The sequence below is a fragment of the Mesorhizobium sp. WSM1293 genome (assembly GCF_000513875.1).
Classification (GTDB): Bacteria; Pseudomonadota; Alphaproteobacteria; order Rhizobiales; family Rhizobiaceae; genus Mesorhizobium; species Mesorhizobium ciceri.
On record NZ_AZUV01000010.1, the window covers coordinates 56,588 to 67,262 of the forward strand.

Here is a 10,675-nt window from a genome sequence, read left to right on the forward strand (position 1 = left end):
TCCCCATTAATTCTGAGGGGCTGCGGGGCGTTTCGGCGCGGCTTGCATGGGTTTCGCGCAGGTTCTGTTGGGACCGGTTTGCGTACGTTATCGAAGGTGTGTGGTGTTGGATCGCCCCAGGTGGACCTGCTTTGCACCGCCTGCGACAGTCCCTAGCGAATGGCGCTATCCTCGCTGCCGCGAATCGGACGCGGGCTTTTTTCTTGTTTCGTGAAACGAAAGGTCGTGAGCCTTGACCGTGGATTCATCTGCAGTGACTGGCAAAGGTAAGATCATCCGAGCCGGCGCCGTATCCCTCCATACAGCTTGCGGCTTGCTCAACTGCGACTGATTTATGCCGATCGTCGGCGCGTTGCGATGGCACCTCGCAGGAAGGGTCTGCCCGGATAACCGGCTCCAGATCGTGGGGGAAGTTCGGCGCATGGACAGGCAGTGCTTCGGCCGAATTGTCGCCCTTTTGAGCCATCGCTGGAAGGATTTCAGCGATCTCGACCAGGATTTCCTTGACCAGATGTCTCATCTGCGCGCCCGCCCTGCGGCCCCTTGCTATGGCGATCAAACTTGCTGACGTAGCCAATGTTCCCGCTTGAGCTGAATGGCGCGCGCTCTGCCGGCAAAGATCGACGGAGCGGCTTGACGCGACGGGCCTCGTCCCTCTCGCCTGCATGATCGATATTGGAAAGTCGAAATTTGAACGGACTGTTGCCTGCCTTCGCCGGAGCGTTGGATGATCCGATCACGGCATGTGCCTGACCCCCGACTTGCCTCGCGCAGCTTCTTCCCTGGCTGCTGTCTGCCTCTGACGGGGTCGACGGGAACAAAGGCTCGATCATCCGGTTTGGAACCATCCCGTTAAGCACAGGACGAAAGTGCAGCCTGGCGGATGAGATACGGCAGCCGGATTGCTCATGGCTGCTTCGATCTGCATTCGGCAGCCGAGACTGAGCCGAAATGCCTGCAGGAGACTTCGTATGAGCGAAGCACGACACAGCGAAGGCAATGAGGTGACTTCGATTGCGGGCACGTCGCCCTTCGCCAGTTTTTTCATGGCTGGTTTTGAGTGCTCGTCGCACCGGCGCAAGGACGGCGTCCGCCTCGATCTTATCCGTGCGACCTCGCATTATTTGCACGCCCTGGGCGACTACCGCGGTTGCGCCGAACTCGGTCTTCGTACCGTCCGCGACGGGTTGCGCTGGCACCTGATCGAAACCGCTCCTGGAAACTATGACTGGTCAAGCTGGACGCCGATGGTCGAAGCAGCGCAATCGGCAGGTGTCCAGGTCATCTGGGACATCTTCCACTACGGATGTCCAGACCACGTTGATCAAGGGTCGATGCATTTCATCGATGCCTATGCCTCGTTCGCTGCAGAAGCTGTGAGGGTTCATCGTTCAATCGCCGGTACAGCGCCATTGTTGTGCCCGATCAACGAAATCTCGTTTTTCGCCTGGGCTGTTGAGGTTGGCTATTTCCCGCGCGTTGGCCCGAAGAAGCGGGGATGGTTCAAGAGGCACCTCGTGAGAGCTGCAATAGCTGGCGTTCGCGCGATGCGCGAGGTCGATCCCGCTTGCAGATTTGTCTGGGCCGAGCCGCTTATCCACATTGCCCCTCGCGACCGGACGCGGACCGAACGGCGTCGGGCCGAAAATGCCCGTCTCGGACAGTTCGAAGCTTACGACATGCTGCTGGGCCGGGCAGAGCCTGAGTTGGGGGGCAGCGACGATGTTGTCGATGTCGTTGGCCTGAATTTCTACCCGCACAATCAGTGGTACCTCAACGGGCCGACGATTCCCATGGGGCACCACGAGTACCGTGCCCTATCCGAGATGCTGATCGAGGTCGCGCATCGATATGGCAAGTCGATGTTCATCGCCGAGACCGGCTCCGAGGGATCAGGCGGGGCGGCGTGGCTCCATTATGTCTGCGACGAGGTGCGTGCCGCAATTGACCTCGAAGCGCCGATCGAAGGTATTTGCCTATACCCGATAACCGCCTATCCGGGCTGGGACAATTCGCGGCATGCGGAGGTGGGATTGTTTTCGGTCGTCCAGGCGGACGGCAGTCGGCACGTCCGCAAGCCCATCGCGGAGGAATTGGCCCGCCAGCGAGCTTTGTTCGCGGCGAACCTGACGCGTTAATACATGAGCGGCACGAGGGATGTTGCGAGCGCCTGTCGGCGCCGCCTTGCCACGCTCGATGCTCCCAGGTACGTCCGGGTGGGCGAGCTACAGCGCCCCTTCGGCCAACGACGCCTTCCCCGCGCTCGCCCATTCCGGGACGCTCTTCTGGATGCGGGCGAAGGTTGCCAGGGCCTGCCCGACCACCTGATCCATGTTGTAGTAGCGGTAGGTTGCCAGGCGACCGACAAACCACACGTCGGGACAGGTTGCGCCAAGCGCTTCGTAGCGCTTGAAGAGCTCTTCGTTTTCGGCCCGCGGCACCGGATAGTACGGGTCCCCGATATCGGTGGGATATTCGTAGGTCAGACTGGTCCGCGCGTTCTGCTGGCCGGTCAGATGTTTGTACTCGGTGATGCGGGTGTAATCTTCCGTCTGGGGATAGTTGACGACGGCAACCGGCTGAAACTGCTCTTGGTCGAGGGTGACGTGCTCGAAGCGGAGCGAACGATAAGGAAGACGCCCCAGCTGCCAGCCGAAGTACTCGTCGATCGGGCCGGTATAGATCAGGCGGTTGAACGGTATCTCGTCACGAATTTCGCGGAAGTCGGTCTGCAGCATGATCTTGATGTTCGGATGGTCGAGCATGCGCTCGAACATCCTCGTGTATCCGCCGGCAGGCATCTTCTGGAAGCTGTCGCTGAAATATCGGTCATCGCGGTTGGTCCTGGTCGGCACTCGTGCCGTCACCGATTTGCTCAGCTGGTTCGGATCCACGCCCCATTGCTTTCTGGTGTAGCCACGGAAGAATTTTTCGTAGAGTTCGCGTCCCACGGTGCTGACGACAACATCCTCGGCCGTTCGCACGTCCTCTACCGTTTCGCGTCGCGACGCGAAGAACTCCTCCAACTGTGCAGAATTCAGTTCGAGGCCATAAAGGCGGTTTATCGTGTCCAGATTGATCGGGATGGGGAGCAGTATCCCATCCACCGCCGCCAGAACCCTATGCTCGTATGTGCGCCATTGGGTGAACTGCGAGAGGTAGTCCACGATCGACTGGCTGTTGGTGTGAAAAATATGTGGCCCATAGCGGTGGATGAGGATGCCGGCTTCATTATAGCAATCATAGGCGTTGCCGCCGACATGGCTGCGGCGATCGACCAAGAGAACGCTTTCATGACGCTGCGACGCTATTCTTTCGGCAAGCACGCTGCCGGCAAACCCCGCGCCGACGATCAGCCAATCGAACATGGCTATGCGCTCCTGCGCAACGGGACGACCTTCTTGCGTCGGTAGGCGCCCTCAATGTGAGCGGCCATGGCCGTCCATGTTCTTTCCCACGACATGTCAGCCAGATAGGCATCGACTTGCGGCAGCAGCATCTCACGCGGTCGCAAAAGCATGGAGCGCAGCTTGCTCTCCAAGTCGTCACTGTCGGCGATTTCCACCAGTCCAGCAGCGCCGTAGCTGCGCACGACGTCAACGATCGCCGTCGAGATTACGGGCAGGCCCGCAGCCAGGAACTCTGGCGTCTTGGTTGGGCTGATGAACCGGGTCGCTTCGTTGAGTGCAAACGGCATCCAGCCGGCATCCCAATGGCGCAGATAATCGGGCAGGTCGCAGTAGGCCTTGGCACCCAACCAATGCAGGTTGTCGGCCTTCGGCAGGATTGCAGGATCGATTTTGACCACGGGGCCAATCATGACGAAATGCACGTCCGGCATCGTCCGCGCCGCTAGCGCCACGAGTCCGGCGTCCAGCCGCTCGTCGATGACGCCGAAATACCCCACCCTCGGGTGAGGAATGCCGGCCTGATCGACTGGGTCCTTTCCTGGCAGCCTTGCCTTGTGAAAGTGCTTCACGTCGATGCTGCTCGGAAAGGGGTAAATAGCCTGATGCAGGCGGCGCTTGGTCTCGAACAGGCTCAGACCACCGGTGAAAACGAGATCGGCACGGCGCAGAAGTGCCTTTTCCATCTGCGCCAGTTCGGGCGGCGCATTCTTGAAAGCGGAGAGTTCGTCCATGCAGTCGTAGACGCATATGTCTGGGTCAAGGAACTCCGTGAAGCGGAGAGCCATCGGCGTGTAATACCAGGCGATCAGCCGGCTGTGCGGCATAGAAGCTATGATCTGCTGAACAAATCTCCGCTGCACGGCATCTGATTTCGCGGCCGACGCGCCGAGCGGCAGCACTGGTGTCACGATTAGAATGTTTGGCGACGCCTCGCTCGTCCGCATCTGCGGCTGTGGCAGTTCTTCGAAAACAGGCTCCTCAAAGTAGACCACTCTCTGCTGCTCGGATGCGAGGGTGAGGATATGCTGCGGCCGTTGATGAACGAAGTTCCATCGCAAGTGGGAGAAGCAAACCAGTAGATTTTCCCTGCCAATGTGTTTACTGGCGGATACCCTGCCCAAGGCTGCTTCCATTGAGATGTTCCTTCTCGTAATCTTTAGTTTATGTTATGACTAACATTTGTTAAGCGCGGATCGAGGAGAAATAGACTTCGATGCCAGCTCCTAACTTTCCAGCGCGTGAGTTGTTCCAAGGTGAAGTGAAGAGCTCTCAGTCACCGCTCGGATCACGGATGCGACCATATTTCCGCGAAGCTGAGAACGCCCGCCACGCATCGCCGGGCTTTGAATGCGTGAGCGACGGGGGAATGTCGGTGGAGAACGGACCTGCCGTATTTGCGTTGAAGTCGCTGGCTATAAAATGCGCAGGACATCAAGTTGATTCGCCCGCATCGCTGGCGAGTCCGTGCCAGGCGAATTCCGGGGCTGATATGAAGATCGACTTTGCGACCAACGTTTTTCCGCTGTTTCATCCGCAAAGCGTGGATGATCTCAAGGACCCTTGCCCCGTCTTTGATGGCAGCCTGTGGCACGTCTTCGGCTCGAGCGGCACGGTGACCACCGAGACGTGGACGATACTGCACGCCACGGCGCCGGACCTTTATGGGCCGTGGACCGAGCATCAGTCGATCGAGCTTCCAATCAATGGGAGTGGTGTTGCGGCTCCGGGGGTCATCCACGAAAGCGGCGTCTTTCACATGTTCATCCAGACCGAGTTCATGAAGTCTGGCGGCCGCTGCGAGCATGCGGTTTCCAATGACGGGTTCCAGTGGGTGGTTCTTAGCCCCGCAATCCTCGCCATCCCGGACACCGAGGAAGATGGCATTTACGATCCGCATCCCGCACTTATTGGCGGCAAGCGCTACCTCGTCTATTCCGCCATGCCAAAATTCACCAGGGTGCCGCAGCCCGACATCTATCTCGCACGCAGCCAATCCGACTCATGGTTCGGTCCCTGGAAGCGGATCGGCAAGATCCTCGACCACAATGATGTGCCTCACCACAACACGAGAGAGGATCCCGACTATGAATGGGGCATTGAGGGCGCACAACTGGTCGAATTGCCGGACGGTCGCGTGCTTCTCAATGCCACTTGCTTTCTGCCCAATGGCCTTCGCGGGAACCGGCAACGCGTGTTTTTTGCCATCGCGGATAACGTTGCTGGACCTTACGTCTCGATCGGCCCGGTGCTGGAACCAGGCCAGCCGGGAGAGAACGGCCACTCGACAGTGATGATCGAAGGCAGCCAGCTTTCACTGTTTTATCAGAGCCGGGTCGCCACGACTGATCATCGGTGGCGCTACGGCTTGGCCAGATGTGACGTCGCTCTGCTTTCCAGGGTCGCGTGATCCGGTCGGCGCCACTCGCACCGACTGCATCAACGAACTGGACGGCTCGCATTGCGAATAAGCGTCCGTGGCTCGAGACATTCCCGCGGAAAGCCTGCCGGAATTAAGTGTTCCTCGCACGGAACAATGCATCAGAGCTGAGGTTCGGCTGACTTCCAACCAGGAGTCAGCCATGTATTACACCGACAAGAAATTGCAGTACCCGGTTCGTGTGGAAACGCCCAATCCAGTCTTTGCCCGTGCCTTGCAGCAGGCCATCGGCGGAGTAGAAGGCGAAATCCGCGTGGCCTTGCAGTATTTCTTCCAGGCATGGGGATGCCGCGGGCCGGCCAAATACCGCGACCTGTTGTTGAACACGGCGACCGAGGAGCTCGGCCATATCGAAATGCTGGCGACTGCGGTCGCCCTCAATCTTGAGGGTGCACCACTTTCGCTGCAGGAGGACATCTCGTCGGACACGGTCGGCGGCTCGGTCCTCAACGGGATGAACTTCCGCCATATCTTGTCGACCGGCCTGGCCGCACTGCCTGAAAACGCCAACGGCGTTCCCTTCAATGCTTCGCATGTCTATGCCAGCGGCAATCTTGCCGCGGATATGGTCGCAAACGTCACCGCGGAAGGAAGCGGCCGCGTGCTTGCGACCCGCCTGTACAACATGACCAGCGATCCCGGCATGAAGGACATGCTGTCCTTCCTTATTGCGCGCGACACCATGCACCAACAGCAGTGGCTCGCGGCAATCGAAGATATGGGCGGACTGAACGCGTCTCTGCCGGTCCCCAACTCCTTCCCGCAGGAGAAGGAGCATCAGGACGTATCCTATGCCTTCATCAATTGCTTCGTCGAAGGTGTCGAACCAGCGCAGGGTCGTTGGAGCGAAGGACCGTCGATGGACGGCAAGGGCGAGTTCTCCCTGGTCGCCGGTTCGCCAATGGGCGAGGAGCCCATGCTGTCGCCGCCTCGGCCAAGTTCCGGCGCCCAGAGCGAGCAGATGATCGACAGGCGGGCAGCCGAATAGGTAAAGATAGCAATGCCGGAGGCAGCCGGCACTCGGCTGTCTCCTGCTAGCGGCTCCTGCGGAGTAGGGCGCACCCGGTGGTACCGAGCAACTGGCGCTCCGCACGAGGGATAGCGCGACCCATTGGTGACTGGTGCGTGCCTGACGAAGCTCTCCATTTCCGCTTCGACATAAATGCTTCACCTAGGGAACATCGCCGGCTCCGCGAAGTTGGACAGCCACGGAGGACGTGCACATGAACAGTGTCATCTATCTTATCGGCGTTATCGTTGTCGTGCTGGCGGTCCTCTCCTTCCTCGGTCTTCACTAGGTGGCCCCATGCAGCATGAAAACGATCAGGGCGGACAGCCCACCGATTTCGACAAGGCGAAAAGCGACGTTTCCGAAAGGCTTCGCCAGGAAAATGAGCGTGCCAGCGAGTTGCTTCACGACGCGCGTGACACGGTCACCCGCAAGGCTGGCGACTATGCATCTGAAGCCAGGGAGGTCATCTCCGACAAGGCGCAGGAAGCGCAGCGCGACATCGGATCGACTCTGGCGGCGCTGGGCGGCGCACTGCGCGCGGCCAGTGATCACCTGGCCAACAACGATGAAAGGAACGCATCGAAGTTCGCATTGGATGCTGCCGGTGGCTTGGAGCGGCTTTCATCGTCATTGAAACAGAAGCCGTTCGGCCAGGTCCTGGAGGACGTGCAGTCCTTTGGCCGGCAAAATCCCGGTGTCCTGCTTGCCGGATCGGTATTGGCCGGATTGGCTCTCGGGCGGTTCATCAAGGCCTCGCCGCCGGCGGGTCCAGAATTTCAGGATGCGCCGGGAGACCTCAAATCCCACACCGATCAGGCACAGGGTTGGTCCGCTGATCGGTCGCAGGATTCTGGCGTCGTCGGCGATGATGGGGCCATGCAGAGCACGGAGCAGGACAGATGAACACCCAGGACAACCCAAGCCTTGCCGGGCTGATCACCGACTTGGCCCAGAATGTCACCACTTTGGTGCAAACCGAGGCCAGGCTGTTTCGGGCCGAGCTTTCTGAAAAGCTTGCCAAGGCCGGAGCAGGTGCCGCGGAAGTGCTGGGCGGCGCGATCTGCCTGCTCGCCGCGCTAATGGTGTTGCTGCAGGCACTCGTTATTGCACTGACGCGGGCAGGACTTGGCGCGGGGTGGTCTTCCCTGCTGGTCGGCGTGGTCGTGGCGGCCCTCGGCATTATCCTGCTGCGGACCGGGACGGCCAGCATGGCGCCTTCGGAACTTACCCCCGACCGCACCCAGGAACAGCTCAAGCGCGACGCGAGCGTGATCAAGGAACAAGTGAGATGACTGAGAAATCCGCAGCCGAACTTGAACGCGAGGCCGAGGCAGCCCGTGCGCGGGTGATGGAGACCGCCGAATCCATTCGAGGCAGGATGTCGCCGGGACAATTGCTGGATGAGTTCACCGGGCTGTTCTCGGGAGGGGAGAGTTCGGCCATGCTCGCCAACCTCAGAACGCAGGTCCGAGACAATCCTTTGCCGGTCACCATGGTGGGAGCGGGTCTGGCTTGGCTGATGTTTGGCAGTGGTATCGCAGACACCGCCCGCGGTTCGGCTGGCTACTCAATGCCCTCGGCGCCGGGACGACATGATGAACGGGAACGTGGAGGCCTGGGCAGCACGCTTTCCGATGCCGCCGCATCTCTGTCATCAGCTGCCACCAGCGTCGGCGATACCGTTTCCAGCGCGGCAAGCAGCGCCGCGGAGGGTTTGACGGGCAGCACGGCCACTGCAAGATCGGTGACCGGCGACATGGCGGCGAAAGCCACCCGCTCCGCGCAAGATCTGTTGGAGAACCAGCCCTTGGCCATAGCGGCCGCGGGTCTCGCCATCGGCGCCGCCATAGGTGCAATGCTGCCCCATACCGCAACGGAGGATGAGCAGCTAGGCGCCTATGGCGACAAGCTTCGCGATACCGCCGAAACCATGCTCGACAGGGGTCTCGACGAGGCCAAGCAGGTCGCCGCCGAAGCCTATGAGACCATCAAGCAGGAAGCTGGCCGGCAACATATGGAAGCAGACACGATCGCCGATCAGCTCGGCGAGATCGTGAAGTCCACAGCAGACAAGACCGAGCATGCCGTGCGTGAACGGATATCCGATCCGTCTCAGCATCAAAGCTAGATGATCCTGGATCGGCGATAGTCGGTCTCTTCCACACAGGGTCGGCGTTGCCCGTCAAACGGTGAACCGCTCAATCATTTAAGAGCGTAGAGGTAGGCCGCGATATCGCGCGCCTGCTGCTCCGAAATTCGGGTCGATGGCATGGCCGTGCGCGGATTGATTTCCCTGGCAGATCGTATCCAGCGGATCAGGTTCTCTGGATTGTTGGCCAGCCCGCCGCCGATAAAGGTGCGGTCAGCAAGACTGGCGTCGAGGCGTGGACCGACCTGCCCTTGCGCGCCCGGCACGCCCGAAATCGTATGGCAGCCGGAACAACCATTCGCAGTCATGATCGGCATGGCGCGCGCAATGTCACCTCCCGTGGCCGCCTCCGCCTCGTGGCGGATGCGCGCCGCCTGATCGGACCACCAGGTCATTCCGGCCACGCCCGCAACGAGCAGCACCAGCGCGGCGCTGGCGCCGGCAAGCAGCTTAGACAAGCTCGTAGGCATGCGCCGCCTCCCCCCTTCCGCTCGCCTTGATCCACAGCGCGGCCAGCAGCAGCGCTGCGCCGCCATAGATCAGTCCAGCGGGAACCCACATCACCAGCCCGGCAAGTTGCTGGTCTTCCAGGGGGCTCAAATTCCATAGTGCGGCACCCACCGCGTTCTGCGGGTACCAGAGCCGCGGCGAGAGCAGCAGGAGCACGCCAAGCAGGCCAGTGTGCAGCGAGGTGACAAAAAGATGCATCACTGCGGTCCCATAGGCATGCTGGCGGCCGGGACGCGGCAAGAGTACCCACCAGAACAGCAGCCCTGTTCCGAAGAAGCTCGCGTGCTGTGCATAGTGCATCACGCCGCGTTCGAGCGCGGCCTCGAACAACGCCGGAAGGTGCCAGATCCATATGGCCAGGCCGTGGGCAATGGTCGCGCTGAGCGGTCGAGTTACGAAAGACCAAACCGCATTCAGCCATCTGCCGTGCCCGGCCATTCCAAGAATGCGCCGGACCCCGGCGGGAAATCCCCACATCAAGGCCGCAGCCGGGCTGGCGGAGACCAGCAGCGGCGCCGCCACGGCCATCAGCAGTTCATGCTCGATCATATGCGCCGCAAAGATCTGCTCACCGAGTGCATGAATCGGGCTGACCAACGCGGCCGTCAACACGCCCCATCCGGCCGTGAACAGCAGAGCCTGGCGCAGCCGCAGAGTCCTGCCGCGGCTGCTGCGCCGCCAAAGCCGGCCAGCTCCAACGACATATATCAGGGCAAGCACGGCAAGTGGCAGGGTGATGGGCAGCGCGAGCGTCCACCCGGCCTGGGGTGCGCCGGCGCCGTAGCAGATGGAAGTAGAGAACAGCCCGTCCAGATTCATCGCAGGCACTCATCCAGGATCAGCGCTGCGCTGCCTTGCATGAGGATCACAAGCGCAAACAGCAACGCCGACAGCATGCCGAGATTGGCGACGAAGCGCTCTGTGGCGCGCGTACGCTCCGGCTTGAATGCGGCACCGCCTCGCCGCTTCGCCCGCCACGACAGCGCCCCGCCGAGCAGCGACAACAAGACGAGCAGCAGCGCCACGGGAAGCACGACCGGCACCTGGCGATTGCATTGCCAGGGCACCAGCGCATAATTCAGCTGTGTCGAGACCGCCCACGCCAGCGGCCCTGACAGAAGACCACCCCAAGACGTTCCCAGGCGTAATGCACGCAT

The 10,675-nt window shown here is 60.8% G+C and carries 12 protein-coding genes; 6 read left to right on the forward strand and 6 right to left on the reverse strand.

Going from position 1 to position 10,675, the window contains the following annotated elements; genetic code table 11:
• Positions 1-244: 244 nt before the first annotated feature.
• Positions 245-520: a hypothetical protein gene (locus M729_RS0113750; protein ID WP_013525127.1), complete on the reverse strand. Its 276-nt coding sequence runs from the start codon at positions 518-520 to the stop codon at positions 245-247.
• A 451-nt stretch (positions 521-971) separates the two neighbouring features.
• Here M729_RS0113750 and M729_RS0113755 point away from each other — a divergent pair, with 451 nt between their 5' ends.
• Positions 972-2,138: a beta-glucosidase gene (locus tag M729_RS0113755; protein WP_013525128.1), complete on the forward strand. Its 1,167-nt coding sequence runs from the start codon at positions 972-974 to the stop codon at positions 2,136-2,138.
• Between the two features lie 87 nt (positions 2,139-2,225).
• Here M729_RS0113755 and glf read toward each other — a convergent pair whose 3' ends face one another.
• Both glf and M729_RS0113765 read right to left on the reverse strand, forming a co-directional pair.
• On the reverse strand, positions 2,226-3,368 hold the full coding sequence (gene glf, locus M729_RS0113760) for a UDP-galactopyranose mutase (RefSeq protein ID WP_024504623.1): 1,143 nt from the start codon (positions 3,366-3,368) through the stop codon (positions 2,226-2,228).
• A 2-nt stretch (positions 3,369-3,370) separates the two neighbouring features.
• Positions 3,371-4,543 (reverse strand): glycosyltransferase, encoded by a 1,173-nt coding sequence (locus M729_RS0113765; protein WP_027161876.1) that lies wholly within the window; start codon positions 4,541-4,543, stop codon positions 3,371-3,373.
• A 158-nt stretch (positions 4,544-4,701) separates the two neighbouring features.
• On the opposite strand from M729_RS0113765, the gene M729_RS0113770 reads away from it, so the two are divergent.
• The 5 genes from M729_RS0113770 (at position 4,702) to M729_RS0113790 (ending at position 8,987) form a co-directional block, all read left to right on the forward strand.
• Positions 4,702-5,817 (forward strand): hypothetical protein, encoded by a 1,116-nt coding sequence (locus M729_RS0113770; protein WP_245267566.1) that lies wholly within the window; start codon positions 4,702-4,704, stop codon positions 5,815-5,817.
• Positions 5,818-5,989: 172 nt separating this feature from the next.
• Entirely contained in the window at positions 5,990-6,835 is an 846-nt protein-coding gene (locus M729_RS0113775; protein WP_013525132.1) for a manganese catalase family protein, read from the forward strand.
• Positions 6,836-7,153: 318 nt separating this feature from the next.
• Positions 7,154-7,762, forward strand: a complete 609-nt coding sequence (locus tag M729_RS0113780) for a DUF1206 domain-containing protein (protein WP_027161877.1) — start codon at positions 7,154-7,156, stop codon at positions 7,760-7,762.
• Entirely contained in the window at positions 7,759-8,151 is a 393-nt protein-coding gene (locus M729_RS0113785) for a phage holin family protein (RefSeq protein ID WP_013525134.1), read from the forward strand. The genes M729_RS0113780 and M729_RS0113785 overlap by 4 nt, the downstream gene beginning before the upstream one ends.
• Positions 8,148-8,987: a DUF3618 domain-containing protein gene (locus M729_RS0113790; protein WP_013525135.1), complete on the forward strand. Its 840-nt coding sequence runs from the start codon at positions 8,148-8,150 to the stop codon at positions 8,985-8,987. Before M729_RS0113785 ends, M729_RS0113790 begins: the two co-directional genes overlap by 4 nt.
• 74 nt (positions 8,988-9,061) lie before the next feature.
• Here the strand turns inward: M729_RS0113790 and M729_RS0113795 are convergent, their stop codons facing one another.
• The 3 genes from M729_RS0113795 to M729_RS0113805 are packed head-to-tail and all read right to left on the reverse strand — an operon-like array spanning position 9,062 to position 10,675.
• Positions 9,062-9,478 (reverse strand): c-type cytochrome, encoded by a 417-nt coding sequence (locus M729_RS0113795; protein ID WP_027161878.1) that lies wholly within the window; start codon positions 9,476-9,478, stop codon positions 9,062-9,064.
• Positions 9,459-10,337 (reverse strand): cytochrome c oxidase assembly protein, encoded by an 879-nt coding sequence (locus M729_RS0113800; protein ID WP_027161879.1) that lies wholly within the window; start codon positions 10,335-10,337, stop codon positions 9,459-9,461. Before M729_RS0113800 ends, M729_RS0113795 begins: the two co-directional genes overlap by 20 nt.
• Positions 10,334-10,675 (reverse strand): hypothetical protein, encoded by a 342-nt coding sequence (locus M729_RS0113805; protein WP_013525138.1) that lies wholly within the window; start codon positions 10,673-10,675, stop codon positions 10,334-10,336. Before M729_RS0113805 ends, M729_RS0113800 begins: the two co-directional genes overlap by 4 nt.

Bases quoted from the DNA above. Each gene is read 5' to 3' on its own strand.
- M729_RS0113750 (WP_013525127.1), bottom strand. From the start codon at position 520: ATGAGACATCTGGTCAAGGAAATCCTGGTCGAGATCGCTGAAATCCTT.
- M729_RS0113755 (WP_013525128.1), top strand. From the start codon at position 972: ATGAGCGAAGCACGACACAGCGAAGGCAATGAGGTGACTTCGATTGCG.
- glf (WP_024504623.1), bottom strand. From the start codon at position 3,368: ATGTTCGATTGGCTGATCGTCGGCGCGGGGTTTGCCGGCAGCGTGCTT.
- M729_RS0113765 (WP_027161876.1), bottom strand. From the start codon at position 4,543: ATGGAAGCAGCCTTGGGCAGGGTATCCGCCAGTAAACACATTGGCAGG.
- M729_RS0113770 (WP_245267566.1), top strand. From the start codon at position 4,702: ATGCGACCATATTTCCGCGAAGCTGAGAACGCCCGCCACGCATCGCCG.
- M729_RS0113775 (WP_013525132.1), top strand. From the start codon at position 5,990: ATGTATTACACCGACAAGAAATTGCAGTACCCGGTTCGTGTGGAAACG.
- M729_RS0113780 (WP_027161877.1), top strand. From the start codon at position 7,154: ATGCAGCATGAAAACGATCAGGGCGGACAGCCCACCGATTTCGACAAG.
- M729_RS0113785 (WP_013525134.1), top strand. From the start codon at position 7,759: ATGAACACCCAGGACAACCCAAGCCTTGCCGGGCTGATCACCGACTTG.
- M729_RS0113790 (WP_013525135.1), top strand. From the start codon at position 8,148: ATGACTGAGAAATCCGCAGCCGAACTTGAACGCGAGGCCGAGGCAGCC.
- M729_RS0113795 (WP_027161878.1), bottom strand. From the start codon at position 9,478: ATGCCTACGAGCTTGTCTAAGCTGCTTGCCGGCGCCAGCGCCGCGCTG.
- M729_RS0113800 (WP_027161879.1), bottom strand. From the start codon at position 10,337: ATGAATCTGGACGGGCTGTTCTCTACTTCCATCTGCTACGGCGCCGGC.
- M729_RS0113805 (WP_013525138.1), bottom strand. From the start codon at position 10,675: ATGCGTGCATTACGCCTGGGAACGTCTTGGGGTGGTCTTCTGTCAGGG.